This is a genomic window from Pseudomonas sp. P1.8 (assembly GCF_001269805.1).
Taxonomy (GTDB): domain Bacteria; phylum Pseudomonadota; class Gammaproteobacteria; order Pseudomonadales; family Pseudomonadaceae; genus Aquipseudomonas.
Map to the genome: position 1 here is coordinate 161,347 of NZ_LHVM01000009.1, position 18,872 is coordinate 180,218.

The window sequence follows — 18,872 nt, forward strand, 5'->3', positions numbered from 1 at the left end:
TCCCTTTTTCAAACGCCAAAAAGGAACCAAAAGGCTCTTGCCCCACCACTCGGTGCCTCGCCTAGGCTCGGCATGCCCTCTCTCCGGCATTGCTCCGTGGGTCGCCGCGATGGGCCATCCATGGCCCAGCGCGGCTAAACCGGCGTCCTGCCGGTTTACCCACTACGCAATGCCTGCGTTCGGCCATCGTGGTTTAACGGGGCGCCACGATCAAAAGCAAAGCGAGGCAGCCTGACAGCCGACCTGTTTCTAGTGAACACGTTTCCCTGTAGGAGCGAGCTTGCTCGCGATGGTCGCCAACGATAAAGCGCCCTGTCTGGATGACTGCGTTGTCTGGAAGTCCATCGTCGGAACGCCGCGTGGAGCAGGCGCGCTCCTACAATTGGATCGCGCACAGACCTGCAATCAGGTCGGCTGTCAGGCCGCCTCGCTTTGGCTTTGGCTTTTTGATTTTCTTGCCCTATATCGAGAGGCCGAGTGGAGGTTCTGCGCAGGCTTTTCCAAGTGACTCGCTGTAAGAGCAAAACCATAGGTGGCCGTTACCGCAGGAATGGATATACACCTAATCCAAATATCCACCTGGAGCCCTCCAACGTAAAGTGAACAGCATTACCGCATTCGCGGGGCTTCGTTCAACTGCCCTTAACCGAGTTGCCGTTCACCGCGCCGTCCAGGAGCATGATGTTGTACTCCCTGCCATCGGTCTCGACCTGTTGCAGGCGAACCAGCAGGTAATCCCAATCCTTGGCGAACCACAGCACGGTGATGCGCTTGCTTTGTGTTGGGTCGCGCACGCGCTCGACCTCGACCTTGATCGCATCGATCTGGCCAGCCTTGGTTTCGACTTTTTCCGAACCCAGCACGCGGAAGTCGTAGGTATCGACTTCGCCATCATCGACGACCTGATAGCTCATGCTTTTCTTGCCGGCGGCCACGTCATGCTGCAGCTCCAGCTGGTAGGTGGATTTGTCGAGCATGCCGCGGTTGAGGGCAATATTGACCGCGTCGCCGCTACCGGTGCCCTTGTCGGCGGTCAGGGTGTTTTTCTTCGGACAGCCAATCAGTTCAGTCATCGCCGCCAGTCAAATTCAATTACAAATGCTTTTCTGGTGTCGTCCGAAGAAGTGTTTATTTGTTTTGCAAGGCCGTATTAATCTCGATGCTCACATCGGTTGGATATGATGGCTAATGAATCTTGAAAATATTCGATACCATATCGCAGTCACTCTCTTGGTTTTAGGGTGTTCAATTCCGGTCATGGGAATGGTGGTCTGGGTAATTACTGAGATAATCCCGCTTGAAGATCGAGCCTTGAAAATTGCTTATTTAACAACCTATGTGTTTATAGTATTGCTTGGCTTGCGCTTTTACATTCCAAGAATGCGCGGCATGACATAAAATAGCAGCGCATCATCCAGTATTATGGATTATTAAGTGTTGATTGGTTTTCTTCGTGAATGGCGCTCAATGTGATCGAGTCAACTAATCCTTCAAAGAGCAAAGCCAGCCTCCCAGTTTGCTGATAGCTCCGCTCATTACTAATAGGGTCAAATCGAAAAAACTGTACAGAGCCTGGTTTTCGCACAACTCTGAACATTCCGTAACCCGACAAGATCAAGTCTGTTGTGTAGTACGCCATATTGCCGCTGTAGCTATCCCTAAATAACGCCTGATAGCCGCGCCGAATAGGTCCTTGAGTGGCAGGCATGTCTGGGCCGTTATAATATTGGCCGCACCTTCGGCGATATTGTTAGCCCCATGACTGACTAGAAGTGCGCCAGGTATAACTCCGACTCCCCAAGATGCACCTGTAACCACTACCCCTGCTTTAATCTGTGCGCCTCCTGCTAGAATATTGATGCCGTTTTGAGTATAAAAAAGTGACTTGGATATTAGCTCCGCATGTTCAGCCCCGATCTGCCGCAGCCCTTCCCATGCGCTTATCACGCCCTCATCAACGGCCTGAATAATTTCCGATGTGCGCCATGCCTATGCTGCAGCCAGCTGCAACCAATTCTGACGCCGCTCTGGTCACGTCATGAATATCACAGGAAGTTTCATTCATTATCATTCATTCCCTGTATAAATTGATGGTGCAGTCCAATTCTTCACCACCATGCAGTGCGCTCGCCAGCAGTGGTGATGATTTGTCGATGGCTTTGGTTATCATGATAGGCATGTGTTTACCGCGACCACCGGTAATGCTTCCGTCATTGCCTGCAACCATATCATGCGAAAAAGCCAGCACCATGATTTCGTCCTGATGGCCGAATTGGCACTTATTGCCGATAGAACTTTGGCCTGAGCAGCCGGCAGAAATCTTCCCTTGACGCTTACCGGTAATACTCATGTAGCTATGGCTCGCAATTAAGGTCGCTCCTTAATTTATTGGGAGCGCCAGATTATAGGAGAAGTGTTGATCCTGGCTTTAGGCTGTTTCTGAAAATGCAATATTTCACCCGTTTTGTTTTAGATTAAGAAATTGCTGTGGGAAATTACGACGTGGCTTGTAGGATTAAGGCGTCAGGGAAGATCTAAGAGTTTGTGTACTAAAAAATTCCCGGTACTTAAATCTGGTTTCTTAAAGTATCTATATTCTTGTGTTCGAAGGTTTTTCAGCGGGGATATATGAAGTGCGGGTATTAATGTCGTATGGGCTAAAGAGTTGCCGAGGGCGAGCGGGTCCTGTTCAGCAGAAAAAAATCCGATGCCAGAGGTCTGGCATCGGATTTTCGGAGAAGCTCGCAGGGGTTTAATTGCTTACGCAAACTACGTTGCCGCAATGGCGGTGTTTTACATGTCGATCCGAATCAGCTGCCTTTGACAGTCTTGCCGTTGACCGTACCGTTCAGGAGCATGATGTTGTACTCCTTGCCGTCGGTTTCGACCTGTTGCAGGCGGACCAGCAAGTAGTCCCAATCCTTGGCGAACCACAGCACGGTGATGCGCTTGCTTTGTGTCGGGTCGCGCACGCGTTCGACCTTGATTGCCTCGATCTGGCCAGCCTTGGTGTCGACTTTTTCCGAACCCAGCACGCGGAAGTCATAGGTATCGACTTCACCATCATCGACCACTTGATAGCTCATGCTTTTCTTGCCGGCAGCTACGTCATGCTGCAGCGCCAACTGGTAAGTGGATTTGTCGAGCATGCCACGGTTGAGCGCAATCTTGACCGGGTCACCACGATCGGTGCCGGTGACCATCTTGGTGGTCCAGTCGAAATCCAGGTCGGCTTTCTTGGCTTTACCCAGGCCACCGCGTTCGAAGTGATACGACTGCGGCAGAAAAGTGTCCTTGTCCACGGTCAGAGTGCTTTCTTCGGACAGGCTGGCAATCATCATTGATGCCTTGAAGCTCAGCTTCCACTTGCCGCCACCCAGGCTTTCGAGGCTTCGCTCGGCAGTGCCGCTCATGGGCAGTTGTTTCCAGTCGGCGGTGTAGCTGGCGGAGAACGGTTGTAGGTCTGCAGCCTGTGCGAAGGGTAAGGCAAGCAAGGCGCAAGCGAAGAGCAGGGCGCGACGCATAAAATCTCCTAGGGTCGAATCAAGTGGCCACTGGCCGCGAGTAACTGTCCATCCAGTAAAGCACCTTGTTCGCCGAGGGCTAGACGACCTTCGGCAAACCAGCGTACCGCCATCGGGTAAATCAGGTGTTCCTGTACATGGACCCGCTGCGCCAGGCTCTGCGGCGAGTCATGCAACTCTACCGGTATTACTGCTTGTACGACCAGTGGTCCGCCATCGAGTTCCTCGGTGACGAAGTGCACGGAGCAGCCATGCTCGGCGTCGCCGGCCTCCAGCGCGCGCTGATGAGTATGTAGCCCTTTGTATTTGGGTAGCAGCGACGGGTGGATATTGAGCAGGCGACCCTGATAGTGGCGCACGAATCCAGCGCTGAGAATGCGCATGAAACCGGCCAGTACAACGAGTTTGGGGTTGAAGGCGTCGATCAGTTCGATCAGCGCGGCATCGAAGGCCTCGCGACCTTCGAAGGCCTTGTGATCCAGGGTGCGAGTGTCGATACCCGCATCCCTGGCGCGTTGCAGGCCGTAAGCGTCGGCGCGGTTGGAAATCACCGCAGCGATGCGGACCGGGCTGTCGCCGGTCCGCGTGCTGTCGATCAAGGCCTGCAAGTTACTGCCGGTGCCGGAGAGCAGCACCACGACATCACAGGTCTTAGGCATCAGTGAGCCTTGAGGTTCTTCAATTCGACCTGAGCCGCGCCTTCGGCAGCGGTGGAGATCTGACCGATGACCCATGGCTGCTCGCCGGCTTCACGCAGGACGTTCAGGGCGGTTTCAACGTGCTCTTGAGCCACGCAGATGACCATGCCGACGCCGCAGTTCAGGACGCGGTGCATTTCGTTTTCATCGACGTTGCCTTTCTCTTGCAGCCAGTCGAACACCGCCGGGCGGGTCCAGCTCGCCACGTCAACCACCGCCTGTGCACCTTTAGGCAGGACGCGCGGGATGTTGTCCAGCAGGCCGCCACCGGTGATGTGGGCCATGGCTTTGACTGCGCCGGTTTCCTTGATCAGCTTGAGCAGCGGCTTGACGTAGATACGGGTTGGTGCCATCAGCAGGTCGGTCAGTGGCTTGCCGTCGAGCTGGGTGTTTTCGATGTCGGCACCGGACACTTCGATGATCTTGCGGATCAGCGAGTAGCCGTTGGAGTGCGGGCCGGAAGACGGCAGGGCGAGCAGGGCATCGCCGGCTGCGACTTTGGATCCGTCGATGATCTCGGATTTTTCCACGACGCCGACGCAGAAGCCGGCCAGGTCGTAGTCTTCGCCTTCGTACATGCCAGGCATTTCTGCAGTCTCACCGCCAACCAGTGAGCAACCGGACAGCTCGCAGCCAGCACCGATGCCGGTTACGACCTGGGTCGCGGTTTCGACGTTGAGTTTGCCGGTGGCGTAGTAGTCGAGGAAGAACAGCGGCTCGGCGCCGCAGACCACCAGGTCATTCACGCACATGGCGACCAGATCGATACCGATGCTGTCGTGCTTGTTGAGGTTCAGTGCCAGGCGCAGCTTGGTGCCGACACCGTCAGTACCGGAAACCAGCACAGGCTGCTTGTAGCCGGCCGGGATTTCGCAGAGGGCGCCAAAACCGCCCAGGCCGCCCATGACTTCCGGGCGCGCAGTGCGCTTGGCGACGCTCTTGATGCGTTCGACCAATGCTTCACCGGCGTCGATGTCTACACCGGCGTCCTTGTAGCTCAGGGAGGGTTGCTTGCTCATGATCCAGGCCTTTAGGGGGGATTTCTGGGTAACGACCGAGTCCAGCGGGACCGCCGAACTGCGTAGGCAAGAGCCATGCGCGCTATTCGGACACTGCCCGGCTGTTGCCGGTCTGCGAAGGCGCGCGATTTTATCAGGCTTGAGCGGCAGCGACCATCCTCACGCCGACAGCAGGGGCATATCTGCTTAAAAAAAACCGTGATTGAGCCGTGTCATTGGCATCCTTCATGGCTGTAAGGTATCGCGATTAACCGTCTATCGTTATGGCAGTGCGAAAAACTTACCCAGGGCGTGTGAATGTTTGGCGTCGGTCGAGGGTCACAGCCTTGCCCGATTGTTCTCATGCGGTCTGTTCCAAGCCGCTCTTGTCGTCAGGAATCGTCCATGCGTTTTTGTAAATTCTTGTTTGTGGGCTGTTTGTCATTGTTCAGCCTTGTGGGGCATGCCGAAACCGTCAAAGGCCTCTATCAAGTGCGTGAACCAGTCAATGGTCAGTCGCCCGAGGAGCGCGAGCAGGCGACTCAGCGTGCGCTGGATACGCTGGTGGTACGCCTGACCGGCGATCCCAAGGCTGCGCAGAGTCCGGGGTTGGCGGCGGTTCGCAAGGATCCGCAACAAATCATCAGTCAGTACGGTTTTGAAGCCGGTCCGCCGGAAGTGTTGAAAGTCGATTTCGATCCGGGCACGACTGAGCAAGCTCTGCGCCGTGCCGGTTTGCCCATGTGGGGTGCCAATCGGCCGTCGATTCTGGGTTGGTGGCTGAATGATTCGACTGAGGGTTCCAGCCTTGTCGGCGATGGTCAGGCCAGCGCAACACCGCTGCGACGGGCCGCACAGCATCGTGGATTGCCATTGCGCTTGCCATTGGCGGACTTGAATGAACAGATCATCGCCACGGCACCGAATCTGGAAGGCACTGACCCGGCGCCGTTGCGCGGTGCTTCGGAACGATACAACGCAGACGCCTTGCTGGCGGTGCATGCCCGTGAGGAAGGTGGCCAGTGGCAAGCCAATTGGCGGCTGTGGCTTGGTGATCAGAAAGAGGCCGGCACTGTGCAGGGCGCCGATCAGGCGGCTTTGGCCGATGCGGTGATGCTGGCGGTCAATCAGCGTCTGGCGCCCCGTTTCGTCGCCAAGCCTGGGGCTTCAGGTCAGCAGTTGGTAGAAGTGCAAGGCATGAATCTTGAGCGATACGCCGCGCTTGGGCGTTTGCTTGAGCCATTTGGCGGGCGGCTGCAAGGTGTTGATGGTGACCGGATACTTTATCGGGTAAATGGCAGTGTCGAACAATTGAAGGCGCAGATGTCGCTGGCGAGATTGCAGGAAATGCCGGTCGAACCCGCACCGGCGCCAGTAGTTTCCGCCCAGCCTGTGGCTGGAGGCGCGGCACCTGCCGCAGCGCCAGCCCCTGTCGCACCGACACCGCAATTGCGTTTTCGTTGGTAAATCGTTTTCGTTCCTTATATAGAAGCAGGAGTGGTACATGGCCGATTCTCGGCGTTGGTTCTGGCTGGGTGGGGTGGTCCTGCTTTGCGTGTTTGTCTGGTTGTTGCATCCGATTCTGACGCCGTTCCTGGTGGCGCTGCTGTTGGCCTATCTGTTCGATCCGCTGGTGGATCGCCTGGAGAGCGCCGGTCTTTCCCGGACCTGGGGCGTGATTACTGTGTTTGCAGTGTTCACCCTGATTTTTACTGCACTGCTATTGGTGCTGGTGCCAATGCTCGCCAGGCAGTTGTTCCGTTTGTATGAACTGGCGCCGCAAATGCTCGATTGGTTGCAGCACACCGCATTGCCATGGGCGCAATCGAAATTCGGCTTGTCAGACGGGTTCTGGAAGTTCGACAAGCTCAAGGCGGCGATCAGCGAGCACATGGGTCAGACCACTGACATTGTCGGCGTGGTGTTGAGCCAGGCGACGGCCTCGGGGCTGGCGTTGATAGGTTTGCTGGCGAACCTGGTGCTTATTCCGGTGGTGAGTTTTTACCTGTTGCGGGACTGGGACGTGATGATGGCCAAAATCCGCGGCCTGTTACCTCGCGATCGCGAGGAGCGTGCTGTGTCCCTGGCAGGCGAATGTCACGAAGTGCTCGGGGCGTTCGTACGCGGGCAATTGTTGGTCATGGTGGCGTTGGGCGTGATTTACGCGGCAGGCCTGATGCTGGTCGGCCTGGAGTTGGGATTGCTGATTGGTCTGATTGCCGGTCTGGCGGCAATCGTGCCGTATATGGGTTTCATCATCGGCATCGGAGCGGCATTGATCGCCGGCCTGTTTCAATTCGGCGGGGATTTGTATCCCATGCTGGGAATCGTAGCGGTCTTCATGATCGGTCAGGCGCTGGAGGGCATGGTGCTGACGCCGTTGCTGGTCGGCGACCGTATCGGTTTGCACCCAGTGGCAGTGATTTTTGCGATTCTGGCTGGCGGAGAGCTGTTCGGCTTTACCGGTGTGTTGCTGGCGCTACCGGTGGCGGCAGTGATCATGGTGCTGGTACGTCATGCCCATGATTTGTACAAGGACTCGGACATCTATGCCAATGGCGAGGAGCCTTGACGAGAAGATGAGTGGGTGGCGGTCGCACTGACCGCCGAACAAACTGTCATAAAACTGTAGCGTTAACGCAAACCTTTGATTTTGCTTATGGTCTGTCGCATTGTGCGTCCAGCGCCACGGGTATAAACTTCGCAAACTTTACACAGAGGCCACTAACGGTTCCTTTGGAACTGTTCAGTCAGCATGAAACCGATTCAGCTGCCCCTAGGTGTGCGTCTGCGTGATGACGCCACCTTTATCAACTATTACCCAGGCGCCAACGCCGCTGCACTCGGCTATGTCGAGCGGCTCTGCGAAGCCGACGCCGGCTGGACCGAAAGCCTGATCTACCTTTGGGGCAAGGACGGGGTAGGGCGTACGCACCTGCTGCAAGCGGCCTGTCTGCGTTTCGAGCAGTTGGGGGAGCGGGCGGTATACCTGCCGCTGGCCGAGCTGCTGGACCGTGGCATTGAAATTCTCGATAACCTCGAACAGTACGAACTGGTCTGCCTGGATGATTTACAGGCGGTCGCTGGCAAGGCGGACTGGGAAGAGGCGTTGTTCCATCTGTTCAATCGCTTGCGTGACAGCGGCCGACGTCTGCTGATTGCTGCGTCGACTTCACCCCGAGAGTTGCCGGTGAAACTGGCGGATCTCAAATCCCGCTTGACCCTGGCGTTGATCTTTCAGATGCGTCCCCTGTCCGATGAAGACAAATTGCGTGCACTGCAATTGCGTGCTTCCCGTCGCGGGCTGCATCTGACCGACGAAGTGGGGCATTTCATTTTGACCCGGGGCACTCGCAGCATGAGTGCACTTTTCGAACTGCTTGAGCGCCTCGATCAGGCCTCGCTTCAGGCTCAGCGCAAGCTGACCATCCCGTTTTTGAAAGAAACCCTGGGCTGGTAAACCCGCTAAAACCGAGAGGTTTAGCGGGTTTGGCATATTTAAGGCGCCAGAAAACACGCTTTCCTGTCGGGTCTCAGGCAGCGCGTTACATTCAAAATGGGCTTAAGCGCTTAGATGCTAACGAGAAACCGAGAAGTCACATAAAGATCGATTGAATTTGCAAATGAGGTTGATAGCGGGCATAGTCTCGGCTTCTTTACATCTATCAGCCACGGTCGTGCCCATGCTAAATCGCTTTGCACCCCTCGTGCCCCTCGCACTCGTTACCCTGTTGTTCGGTTGCGCTGCTCACACTCCAGTGAGTCAGCAAGCATCGCAACAGCAGGTCAAGAACTCCGCTACAACCCAGACTTCCGCTCTTTATCAGGAAACGCTGGAACAGGAAGAGAAGGCGAACGAAAAAGAACTCGCCGACTTCGCTGGTGGCAAGTCGTATCAATTGCCGGTTCTGGCAGACAGCATCCTTGAGCGTGGCATGTCCCTGATCGGTACCCGTTACCGTTTCGGCGGCACCTCTGAAGCCGGTTTCGATTGCAGTGGCTTCATCGGTTACCTGTTCCGCGAAGAAGCGGGCATGAACCTGCCGCGTTCCACTCGCGAAATGATCAACGTGGACGCCCCTCTGGTCTCGCGCAGCAAGCTTGAGCCGGGCGACCTGTTGTTCTTCGCTACCAACGGCCGTCGCGGTCGCGTCAGTCACGCCGGAATCTACCTCGGCGACAACCAGTTCATCCATTCGAGCAGCCGTCGTAGCGGTGGCGTGCGGATCGATAGCCTGGGGGACAGCTACTGGAGCAAGACCTTCATCGAAGCCAAACGAGCCCTGGCAATGGCACCAAACGCATCGCCAATCGTCACTGCGCGTAAATAAGCAGACATTTTGTAAGGTGAACTTAAAGTCTTACTTGAAGTTTGCCGGATAGCCGCTAAAATTCTGATCTACTAATGATGGCAAACCGCCTGCGTCACGCGCAGGCGGTTTTCTTTTCTGCGCTCCCCGCAGAAAAAAGCCGCAGCCAGATCAGGATGTTCTGCTTATGACGACGTCGGCCCGCCTCGCAATCATCTTCCTCGCAGCGCTGCTCAGCGCCTGCGCCAGTCGCACACCGCCGCCAGCGCCGGTGGTTCGCGCGCCCCTCGTATTCGGTCCATCCCAAGCTTTTTCGCCTGAAGCGGAAGACGTGCTGTTCCGCGCGCTCGGTCTTGTGGGCACACCTTATCGCTGGGGTGGCAACACGCCGGATTCGGGATTTGATTGCAGTGGTCTGATTGGCTACGTGTACCGTGACGTTGCCGGTATTTCCTTGCCGCGCACCACCCGCGAGATGATCACGATACAAGCGGCCAGTGTCGGTAAGGAGGGTCTGCAAACCGGTGACCTGATCTTCTTCGCCACCAATGGTGCTTCCCAGGTCAATCATGCCGGGATCTATGTTGGCGAGGGGCGCTTCGTCCATGCACCCGCCACCGGCGGTACTGTGAAGCTCGACAGTTTGTCCAAGGCTTATTGGCAGAAAGCCTACCTCAGCGCCAAGCGCGTTCTGCAGCCGGAGCATCTGGCGCGCAATCCATAATCGCCTGAGGTTGTGGACATGACCGCTCGCACGCTCAATCTCGACGATGGTTTGTACCAATACCTGCTCGATGTTTCCTTGCGCGAAACGCCGCTACTCAAGCGTTTGCGCGACGAAACCCAGGCAATGCCCATGGCGCGATGGCAAGTGGCACCGGAGCAAGGGCAGTTTCTCGCGCTGCTGGTGAAACTCACCGGCGCCAGGCATGTGCTGGAAATCGGCACTTTCACCGGTTACAGCGCCCTGTGCATGGCGGCGGCATTGCCGGATGACGGCTCACTGATCTGTTGCGACATTCCCGGCGATTACAATGCCACCGCCCTCCGTTACTGGCTCGAGGCAGGGCTGACCGGGCGAATCGACCTGCGTCTGGCGCCTGCGCTGGAGACGCTTGGCAAGCTGGGCCAGCCAGGTCAATTCGATCTGATTTTCATCGATGCCGACAAGGCCAACTATCCCGCCTACCTGGAGCATGCGCTGCGTCTGTTGCGGGTCGGTGGGCTGGCGGTGTTCGATAACACCCTGTGGAGTGGCCGAGTTCTCGAGGCAAATCCCGAGAGCGAAGACACCCGTGCGATCCAGGCGCTTAATCGAGCGTTGAAAGATGACTCGAGAGTGGATCTATCCCTGTTGCCGATAGGCGATGGATTGACACTCTGCCGTAAACGGTAGTCATCAGCAGGAAAGATCGCAGCCTTCGGCAGCGCCTACAGGACGTGCGCCAATCAATGTAGGAGCTGGCGAAGGCTGCGATCTTTTGCTGTCTATTTTGCAGTCGACACCCGCCAAATCTTGTTCCCTACATCGTCGGCCACCAACAAATCCCCCTGCTGATCAATCACCACGCCCACGGGTCGACCCATGGCCTTTTCCTCGTCATTGAGGAATCCGGAAAGGACATCAACCGGCTGCCCGGCCGGTTTGCCGGCATTGAATGGCACGAAAATCACTTTGTAACCACTGTGCGGCTTGCGGTTCCACGAGCCGTGCTGTCCGATGAAAGCACCTTGAGTGAACGGTGCTGGCAGTTTGCTGTTTTCGGCAAACGTCAGGCCCAGCGAGGCGGTGTGCGGGCCGACGGCATAGTCTGGCTTGAGAGCTTTGGCGACAAGATCCGGATTCTGCGGCTCGACGCGAATATCGATGTGTTGACCGTAGTAGCTGAACGGCCAGCCGTAGAACGCGCCGTCCTGCACCGAGGTGATGTAGTCCGGCACCAGGTCGCTGCCGATTTCATCGCGCTCGTTGACCGCGGTCCACAGCGCGCCACTTTGTGGTTCCCAGGCCATGCCGTTGGGATTACGCAAACCCGAAGCAAAAATCCGGTGGTTGCCGGTGGCGCGATCCACTTCCCAGATCGCGGCGCGTCCTTGCTCCTTGTCCATGCCATTTTCCGCGACGTTACTGTTGGAGCCCACGGTCACGTACAACTTGCTGCCATCCTTGCTGGCGATGACATTTTTGGTCCAGTGGTGATTGAGGGGGCCGCCCGGCAAGTCGACCACTTTGATCGGCGACGACTTGATCGTCATATCGCCGTTCTCATAGTGAAAACGCAGCAAGCGGTCCGTATCGGCCACGTACAGGTCGTTGCCGACCAGCGTCATGCCAAACGGTGAATTGAGATTTTCCAGAAACACGCTGCGGGTTTCCGCAATACCGTCGTGATCCTTGTCCCGCAGCAGGGTGATGCGATTCGGGCTCGGCACGCCGGCTCCGGCGCGGCCCATCACTTTTTTCATGACCCAGCCTTTGACGCCTTTGCCATCGTCGGGTTTGGGCGGGGCGTTGGTTTCGGCCACCAGCACGTCGCCGTTGGGCAATACATAGAGCCAGCGCGGGTGATCAAGGTCTTCGGCAAAAGCGGCTACTTGAGTGCCTGCGGCGGCGACGGGTTTGGCACCGGCAGGCCAGCCGATGGCGGGCGCGATGTTCACCGTCGGGACCAGGGTTTTATTGGGTTCGGGCAGTTGGGGCGAGGGGCCGGTGCCGTCGGATACTTGCAGCCTGGAGGTCTCGCCACAAGCGGTGAGCCCTCCAGCGAGGGCGATAACGAAAACGAACGGGGAGGTGCGCATGCTGATCGTCCCTATGAATGCCTTGTTCTAATCATAGAGAAGCGCTGCCTTTCGATGGTTCAACCTTCAGCCGTGGGCTTGCGATATTCCTGCCCGGCCGCCCGGCTTTAATTGACGCTCCATTCCCAACCCTCTAACCTTCGCGGCTTGTTTCAGGTGCTCTGTGGCTTGTGTCGACAGAGTGAAACAGGGAAGCCGGTGAATGAGTTCTTCAAAGGGTTGAAGGTCATGATCCCGGCGCTGCCCCCGCAACGGTAAATGAGTGAAGGCTGCGCCTTGAGCCACTGTATCGATATGTCGATATGGGAAGGCGCGCAGTCAGGTGCAAACCGCTCATGAGCCCGGAGACCGGCCTGATTCATCCAACGGCATCACGGTGGGCGATGCCAGGCTTGTTGCCTTCTATTCTTGTGCCTGCCCGCCGTTATTCCAGCCTCAACGGAGAGCTTCCCCATGACTGATACCCCCGAACGTGATGAGCGCCATCTGGCGCGCATGCAGCGCAAAAAAGCGGTGATCGATGAGCGCATCGCCAGTTCCCCGAATGAATGCGGCCTGTTGCTGGTGTTGACCGGCAACGGCAAGGGCAAGAGCAGTTCGGCGTTCGGCATGCTGGCGCGAGCCATGGGTCACGGCATGCAATGCGGCGTGGTGCAGTTCATCAAGGGGCGCAACAGCACGGGCGAAGAGTTGTTCTTCCGGCGTTTCCCGCAACAAGTGCGCTTCCACGTGATGGGCGAGGGTTTCACTTGGGAAACCCAGGATCGCCAGCGCGACATCGCCGCGGCCGAGGCTGCCTGGGAAGTGTCCCGCGAACTGCTGCGCGATCCGTCCATCGGCCTGGTGGTGCTGGATGAATTGAACATCGCCCTCAAACACGGCTATCTCGATCTCGATCAGGTGCTCAGCGATTTGCAGGCGCGGCCGCCGATGCAGCATGTGATCGTGACTGGTCGCGCCGCCAAGCCGGAAATGATCGAGATGGGCGACACCGTGACTGAAATGGGCATGCTCAAACACGCCTTCCAGGCTGGAATCAAAGCGCAAAAAGGCGTCGAGCTGTGAATCAACCTCGTCATTGCCCGGCGGTACTGATCGCCGCGCCGGCTTCCGGTCAGGGCAAGACCACTGTCACTGCCGCGCTCGCCCGTTTGCATCGCAATCAGGGGCGCAAGGTTCGTGTATTCAAATGCGGGCCAGACTTTCTCGATCCGATGATTCTCGAGCGCGCCAGCGGTGCGCCGGTTTATCAACTGGATATGTGGATGGTCGGCGAGCAGGAAAGCCGTCGTCTGCTGTGGGAAGCCGCCGGCGAAGCTGATCTTATTCTGATCGAAGGTGTCATGGGCCTGTTCGACGGTACACCGTCCAGCGCCGACCTGGCGCGGCACTTCGGTGTACCGGTGCTGGGGGTGATCGACGGCACCGCCATGGCTCAGACCTTCGGCGCACTGGCGTTGGGGCTGGCGCGGTATCAAACGGACCTGCCGTTTGCCGGGGTCCTGGCCAACCGTGTCGGCACGTTGCGTCATGCGCAGTTGCTTGAAGGCAGCCTGACTGAAGGGTTGCGCTGGTACGGCGCCTTGTCCCGGGAAACCGGGATCGAATTGCCGAGTCGGCACCTTGGCCTGGTGCAGGCCAGCGAGTTGAACGATCTCGATGTGCGCCTCGATGCGGCCGCCGATGCCTTGGCCAGCAGTTGCGAGGTGGCGCTGCCGCCCGCCGTGGCGTTCGCGGCGCCGGACGTTATTGACGTCGAACCGTTGCTGGCCGGTGTACGCATCGCCGTGGCTCGGGACGAAGCTTTTGCGTTCACCTACGGCGCGAGCCTGGACCTGTTGCGGGCGATGGGCGCCGAGTTGTCATTCTTCTCGCCGATCCGCGATAGCGTGTTGCCGGAGGTGGACAGTCTCTATCTGCCGGGCGGATATCCGGAGTTGCACCATGTTGCGCTGTCGAAAAACACCGCGATGCTTGACGCGATCCGCGCACACCACGGGGCAGGCAAGCCATTGCTTGCCGAGTGTGGCGGCATGCTTTATCTGCTCGATTCGTTGACCGATGTCGACGGTACTCGCGCTGAACTGGTTGGCTTGCTGGCCGGTGATGCCGTGATGCAAAAACGCCTTGCCGCGCTGGCGTTGCAAGCGGTCGAGCTGCCGGAAGGGTCGTTGCGCGGACACACGTATCATCACTCGCTGACCACCACTGAGTTGGTGCCGATTGCCCGGGGTTTGAGCCCGAATGGCGGTCGCGGAGCCGAGGCGGTTTATCGTGAGGGGCGGATGACCGCTTCTTATGTGCACTTTTATTTTCCGTCCAATCCCTCAGCGATTGCCGCGCTTTTTGCGCCCGACCTTCAGGACGCCTTCGCTGGCAAGCCAGCTCCTACAAGGGACCACCTCTATCCTGTAGGAGCTGGCTTGCCAGCGAAGCGGTCATGACTGACAACACCTTCTCTGAAACCGAACGCGCAGCCGTCTACCGTGCCATCGCCGAACGCCGCGACATGCGTCACTTCGGCGGCGGTACGGTCGAGCCGGAGCTGCTTCGACGTCTGCTCGAAGCCGCGCATCAGGCGCCGAGCGTAGGCCTGATGCAACCGTGGCGTTTCATCCGCATCAGCGATCGCGCCTTGCGCCGGCAGATTCAGCAACTGGTGGAAGAAGAGCGCATCCGCACCGCCCAAGCCCTCGGTGAGCGCAGCGACGAGTTCATGAAGCTCAAGGTCGAAGGTATCGACGATTGCGCCGAAGTGCTGGTCGCCGCGCTGACCGACGACCGCGAGCGGCATGTCTTCGGTCGTCGCACCTTGCCGGAAATGGACATGGCGTCGTTGTCCTGCGCGATCCAGAACCTCTGGCTGGCGTCCCGTGCCGAGGGATTGGGCATGGGCTGGGTGTCATTGTTCGAACCGCAAGCCCTGGCGGATCTGTTGAACTTGCCGCCCGGTGCGAAACCGCTGGCGGTGCTGTGCCTGGGGCCGGTCAAGGAATTCTATCCAGCGCCGATGCTGGTGCTCGAAGGCTGGGCGCAGGCGCGCCCGCTGAGTGAACTGTTGTACGAAAATTACTGGGGAGTGAGTCAATGAGTGTGGCGTTGTTGAGTGTCGCCGCGGTTGCGCTGGATGCGCTGCTGGGTGAACCCAAACGCTGGCATCCGCTGGTGGCGTTCGGCCGTTTTGCCGACCGCATCGAGCAACGTTTCAACAGTGGGGGGCGCGGCTGGCGCAGCCATGGCGTCACCGCGTGGATGATCGCTGTGGTGCCACTGACATTACTGGCTACGGCATTTTCCTGGGCGCCTTATGTTGGCTGGATCGTCGAGATACTCGCGCTCTATTGCGCGCTCGGCATGCGCAGCCTCGGCGAACACGTCGAGCCGGTAGCCAAAGCACTGCGCAGTGATGATCTTGAAGAAGCCCGCGCGCGTGTGGGCTATCTGGTCAGCCGCCAGACCAGCGATCTGGATAAAACCGAAGTCGCCCGCGCCGCCACCGAATCAGTGCTGGAAAACGGGAGCGACGCGGTGTTCGCTGCCTTGTTCTGGTTTGCCGTGGCCGGTGTGCCGGGGGTGGTGCTCTACCGTTTGAGCAACACGCTGGATGCGATGTGGGGCTATCGTAATGAGCGCTTTGAGCGTTTTGGCTGGGCGGCGGCGAAGATTGACGACGTCCTCAATTACATTCCGGCAAGGCTGGTGGCAATGACTTACGCGTTGCTGGGTAAAACCCGCCTGTCGCTGAAATGCTGGCGTACGCAAGGCCCGACCTGGGACAGCCCGAATGCCGGTCCGGTGATGGCGGCGGGGGCGGGAGCGCTGGGAGTCGAATTGGGCGGGGCGGCGATTTATCACGGTGAACTGCATCAGCGTCCTCAGCTGGGCGAAGGTCCGCCGGCGGATGCCGACTCCATTGACCGGGGCTGGCAATTGGTCCAGCGCGGGGTATGGTTATGGCTGCTGATTCTCTGCATAGGGGCTGAATTTTATGCTTGAGCACGGTGGAAGGCTGCGCAAGGCCGCGCTCGAATATGGCATAGACGAATCCGAATGGCTGGACCTGTCGACCGGTCTGGCGCCCTGGCCGTTTCCTGTACCGGACATTCCGTTGCGCTCCTGGGCGCGTCTACCGGAAGCCGACGACGGGCTGGAGCAGGCTGCGTGTGATTACTACGGCACGTTACAGGCACTGCCGGTGGCCGGTTCGCAAATGGCCATTCAACTGCTGCCGCGCCTGCGTCGCGCCGGCAAGGTCGGCGTGCTGTCGCCTTGTTATGCCGAACATGCCGAAGCGTGGCGCCGCAATGGTTACATCGTGCGCGAAGTGGTGGAGCAGGAAGTCGACTTCTTCATTGACAGCCTCGACGTGCTGGTGGTGGTCAATCCAAACAATCCCACGGGTTTGAATCTGACACCGGGGCGTTTGCTGGACTGGCACGCGCGGCTGGCCCAGCGCGGCGGGTGGCTGGTGGTGGATGAAGCGTTCATGGACAACACGCCGCAGCTGAGTCTGGCGCCGTTTGCCCATCAGGTGGGATTGATCGTGCTGCGTTCGTTCGGCAAGTTCTTCGGCCTGGCCGGGGTGCGATTGGGTTTCGTGCTGGCGGAGCGCAAGTTGCTCAAGCTGCTCGCCGAACAAGTGGGGCCTTGGGCGGTGAGCGGGCCGACGCGGATAGTCGGGCAGGCATGCTTGCGTGATACCGAAGGCCATGTGCGCCAGCGAGCACGCGCTGAAAAGGCCAGAGAGCGCCTCGCTTCGTTGCTGGAACAACACGGTTTCAAGGCTCAGGGCGGCTGCGCCTTGTTCCAGTGGCTGATCACTGATCAAGCCCAGGCCCTTCACGAATTCATGGCCAGGCGCGGCATTCTGCTGCGCCTGTTCACTCACAACAGCAGCCTGCGTTTCGGCTTGCCGGGCGACGAATCCGATTGGACTCGCCTGGCTGCGGCATTCGAAGCGTTCGCCAAGGAAACTGCATGACCACGTTGATGGTGCAGGGCACCACCTCGGATGCCGGCAAGAGTACGCTGGTAACCGCACTGTGCCGCTGGGTTACGCGTCAGGGTGTCAGTGTCGTTCCGTTCAAGCCACAGAACATGGCGCTCAACAGTGCGGTGACCGCTGACGGTGGCGAGATTGGTCGTGCGCAAGCGGTGCAGGCCCAGGCGGCTAATCTTGAGCCACACACCGACATGAACCCGGTGCTGCTCAAGCCGAACAGCGACACCGGCGCGCAGGTGATTATTCATGGTCGCGCTGTCACAAGCATGAATGCCGTCGCCTATCACGACTACAAGACCATCGCCATGCAAGCGGTGCTGGCGTCCCACGAACGCTTGAGGACGGTGTATCCGGTGGTGATGGTCGAAGGCGCGGGCTCGCCAGCCGAAATCAATCTGAGGGCCGGCGACATCGCCAACATGGGCTTTGCCGAAGCGGTGGATTGCCCGGTGGTGCTGATTGCCGACATCAATCGTGGTGGCGTGTTCGCGCATCTGGTAGGCACCCTTGAGCTTTTGTCGCCGAGCGAGCAGGGGCGAATCAAAGGTTTCATCATCAACCGTTTTCGTGGCGACATTGCCTTGCTGCAACCGGGTCTCGACTGGCTGGAAGAACGCACCGGCAAACCGGTGATCGGCGTTCTGCCCTACGTGATGGACCTGCACCTGGAAGCTGAGGATGGCATTGACCAGCGCCAGACCGACAAGGCCGAGCAAGTGTTGAAAGTGGTGGTGCCGGTGTTGCCGCGCATCAGCAATCACACCGATTTCGATCCGTTGCGCCTGCATCCGCAAGTCGATCTGCAATTCATCGGTCCGGGCCAGGCAATGCCACCGGCCGATCTGATCATTCTTCCCGGATCGAAAAGCGTACGCAGCGATCTCGCGTTTTTGCGGGCCAATGGCTGGGAAAGCGCCATCGCCCGACATCTGCGTTACGGCGGCAAGGTGCTGGGGATTTGCGGTGGCCTGCAAATGCTCGGTGAGCAAGTGCACGACCCGCTGGGCCTGGAAGGCGCGCCGGGTTCCAGTGCCGGTTTGGGATTGCTGGCGTTTGAAACGGTGCTCGAAGAACACAAGCAGCTGCGCAATGTACGCGGTCGCCTGGCGCTGGAAGATGCGCCGGTCTCGGGTTATGAAATTCATGCAGGCGTGACCACCGGGCCGGCGCTGGAAAATGCGGCGGTATTGCTCGATGACGGGCGTTGCGACGGTGCGCAAAGTCTCGATGGGCAGATTTTCGGCACTTACCTGCACGGCCTGTTCGAGTCACCGGCGGCGTGCAGCGCGCTGCTGCGTTGGGCCGGTTTGCAGGATGTGCAGGAGGTGGATTACCACGCCTTGCGCGAACGCGATATCGAGCGCTTGGCGGATCTGGTGGAGAAGCATCTGGATACCGACTTGCTGCGTCAGCTCTGCGGGATTTGAGATGCCTTCAGGACCTCCTCGCGGGTAAACCCGCTCCCACAGAGAGCACCTCGAACCCTATAGGAGCGGGCTTGCCCGCGAAGAGGCCAGTCGCCTCAACAATGATTTTTC

At 58.5% G+C, this 18,872-nt stretch carries 19 protein-coding genes, 2 pseudogenes and 1 riboswitch; of the genes and pseudogenes, 13 read left to right on the forward strand and 8 right to left on the reverse strand.

Features of this window, described 5'->3' with window-relative positions; all coding sequences use genetic code 11:
- Nucleotides 1-632: 632 nt before the first annotated feature.
- Nucleotides 633-1,022, reverse strand: a pseudogene (locus AD668_RS08260) (DUF3108 domain-containing protein); the annotation flags it as partial.
- A 166-nt stretch (nt 1,023-1,188) separates the two neighbouring features.
- Between AD668_RS08260 and AD668_RS28640 the strand changes: the two are divergent.
- Nucleotides 1,189-1,398 (forward strand): hypothetical protein, encoded by a 210-nt coding sequence (locus tag AD668_RS28640; protein WP_082344435.1) that lies wholly within the window; start codon nt 1,189-1,191, stop codon nt 1,396-1,398.
- Between the two features lie 22 nt (nt 1,399-1,420).
- On the opposite strand, the gene AD668_RS30305 is transcribed toward AD668_RS28640, so the two are convergent.
- The 6 genes and pseudogenes from AD668_RS30305 to purM all read right to left on the reverse strand — a co-directional run bounded on the left by AD668_RS30305 (nt 1,421) and on the right by purM (nt 5,241).
- Nucleotides 1,421-1,708 (reverse strand): DUF4225 domain-containing protein, encoded by a 288-nt coding sequence (locus AD668_RS30305; protein WP_371259773.1) that lies wholly within the window; start codon nt 1,706-1,708, stop codon nt 1,421-1,423.
- Complete coding sequence (locus AD668_RS29865; protein ID WP_256220594.1) at nt 1,615-1,947, reverse strand: DUF4225 domain-containing protein; 333 nt, start codon at nt 1,945-1,947, stop codon at nt 1,615-1,617. The genes AD668_RS30305 and AD668_RS29865 overlap by 94 nt, the downstream gene beginning before the upstream one ends.
- Nucleotides 1,948-2,077: 130 nt before the next feature.
- A pseudogene (tssD, locus tag AD668_RS08265) lies at nt 2,078-2,368 on the reverse strand (type VI secretion system tube protein TssD); the annotation flags it as partial.
- Nucleotides 2,369-2,810: 442 nt separating this feature from the next.
- A complete protein-coding gene (locus AD668_RS08270) occupies nt 2,811-3,524 on the reverse strand; it encodes a DUF3108 domain-containing protein (protein WP_053156852.1) in 714 nt (237 codons plus the stop codon).
- 8 nt (nt 3,525-3,532) lie between these two features.
- Nucleotides 3,533-4,183, reverse strand: coding sequence for a phosphoribosylglycinamide formyltransferase (gene purN / locus AD668_RS08275; RefSeq protein WP_053156855.1), 651 nt, complete (start codon nt 4,181-4,183; stop codon nt 3,533-3,535).
- Nucleotides 4,183-5,241: a phosphoribosylformylglycinamidine cyclo-ligase gene (purM, locus tag AD668_RS08280; RefSeq protein ID WP_053156858.1), complete on the reverse strand. Its 1,059-nt coding sequence runs from the start codon at nt 5,239-5,241 to the stop codon at nt 4,183-4,185. Before purM ends, purN begins: the two co-directional genes overlap by 1 nt.
- A 384-nt stretch (nt 5,242-5,625) precedes the next feature.
- On the opposite strand from purM, the gene AD668_RS08285 reads away from it, so the two are divergent.
- From AD668_RS08285 to AD668_RS08310, 6 genes are all read left to right on the forward strand, one after another.
- Nucleotides 5,626-6,687, forward strand: coding sequence for a DUF2066 domain-containing protein (locus tag AD668_RS08285; RefSeq protein ID WP_053156861.1), 1,062 nt, complete (start codon nt 5,626-5,628; stop codon nt 6,685-6,687).
- A gap of 37 nt (nt 6,688-6,724) precedes the next feature.
- Nucleotides 6,725-7,792, forward strand: a complete 1,068-nt coding sequence (locus AD668_RS08290; RefSeq protein ID WP_053156864.1) for an AI-2E family transporter — start codon at nt 6,725-6,727, stop codon at nt 7,790-7,792.
- 183 nt (nt 7,793-7,975) lie between these two features.
- Nucleotides 7,976-8,680, forward strand: coding sequence for a DnaA regulatory inactivator Hda (gene hda, locus AD668_RS08295; RefSeq protein WP_038979708.1), 705 nt, complete (start codon nt 7,976-7,978; stop codon nt 8,678-8,680).
- 223 nt (nt 8,681-8,903) lie between these two features.
- Entirely contained in the window at nt 8,904-9,551 is a 648-nt protein-coding gene (locus tag AD668_RS08300) for a C40 family peptidase (RefSeq protein ID WP_053156867.1), read from the forward strand.
- Nucleotides 9,552-9,717: 166 nt separating this feature from the next.
- Entirely contained in the window at nt 9,718-10,254 is a 537-nt protein-coding gene (locus AD668_RS08305) for a C40 family peptidase (RefSeq protein ID WP_053156870.1), read from the forward strand.
- 18 nt (nt 10,255-10,272) lie between these two features.
- Nucleotides 10,273-10,926: an O-methyltransferase gene (locus AD668_RS08310; RefSeq protein WP_053156873.1), complete on the forward strand. Its 654-nt coding sequence runs from the start codon at nt 10,273-10,275 to the stop codon at nt 10,924-10,926.
- Between the two features lie 92 nt (nt 10,927-11,018).
- On the opposite strand, the gene AD668_RS08315 is transcribed toward AD668_RS08310, so the two are convergent.
- Nucleotides 11,019-12,332 (reverse strand): sorbosone dehydrogenase family protein, encoded by a 1,314-nt coding sequence (locus tag AD668_RS08315; protein WP_053156876.1) that lies wholly within the window; start codon nt 12,330-12,332, stop codon nt 11,019-11,021.
- Nucleotides 12,333-12,469: 137 nt separating this feature from the next.
- A riboswitch (cobalamin riboswitch) is annotated at nt 12,470-12,704 on the forward strand.
- A gap of 81 nt (nt 12,705-12,785) precedes the next feature.
- Here AD668_RS08315 and cobO point away from each other — a divergent pair.
- From cobO to AD668_RS08345, 6 genes are read left to right on the forward strand one after another with little or no spacing between them, the layout of a single operon-like run.
- Nucleotides 12,786-13,397 carry a cob(I)yrinic acid a,c-diamide adenosyltransferase gene (cobO, locus tag AD668_RS08320; RefSeq protein ID WP_053156879.1) on the forward strand — a complete coding sequence of 204 codons (612 nt, stop codon included), beginning with the start codon at nt 12,786-12,788 and terminating at the stop codon, nt 13,395-13,397.
- Nucleotides 13,394-14,776, forward strand: a complete 1,383-nt coding sequence (locus AD668_RS08325; RefSeq protein WP_053156881.1) for a cobyrinate a,c-diamide synthase — start codon at nt 13,394-13,396, stop codon at nt 14,774-14,776. The genes cobO and AD668_RS08325 overlap by 4 nt, the downstream gene beginning before the upstream one ends.
- The gene (gene bluB / locus AD668_RS08330; RefSeq protein WP_053156885.1) at nt 14,773-15,423 is read left to right on the forward strand and encodes a 5,6-dimethylbenzimidazole synthase; all 651 of its coding nucleotides are present in this window, start codon (nt 14,773-14,775) and stop codon (nt 15,421-15,423) included. Before AD668_RS08325 ends, bluB begins: the two co-directional genes overlap by 4 nt.
- Nucleotides 15,420-16,328 (forward strand): adenosylcobinamide-phosphate synthase CbiB, encoded by a 909-nt coding sequence (cbiB, locus tag AD668_RS08335; protein ID WP_053156888.1) that lies wholly within the window; start codon nt 15,420-15,422, stop codon nt 16,326-16,328. Before bluB ends, cbiB begins: the two co-directional genes overlap by 4 nt.
- Nucleotides 16,321-17,313 (forward strand): threonine-phosphate decarboxylase CobD, encoded by a 993-nt coding sequence (gene cobD / locus AD668_RS08340; RefSeq protein WP_053156891.1) that lies wholly within the window; start codon nt 16,321-16,323, stop codon nt 17,311-17,313. The genes cbiB and cobD overlap by 8 nt, the downstream gene beginning before the upstream one ends.
- Complete coding sequence (locus tag AD668_RS08345; protein ID WP_053156893.1) at nt 17,310-18,761, forward strand: cobyric acid synthase; 1,452 nt, start codon at nt 17,310-17,312, stop codon at nt 18,759-18,761. The genes cobD and AD668_RS08345 overlap by 4 nt, the downstream gene beginning before the upstream one ends.
- Nucleotides 18,762-18,872 lie beyond the last annotated feature (111 nt).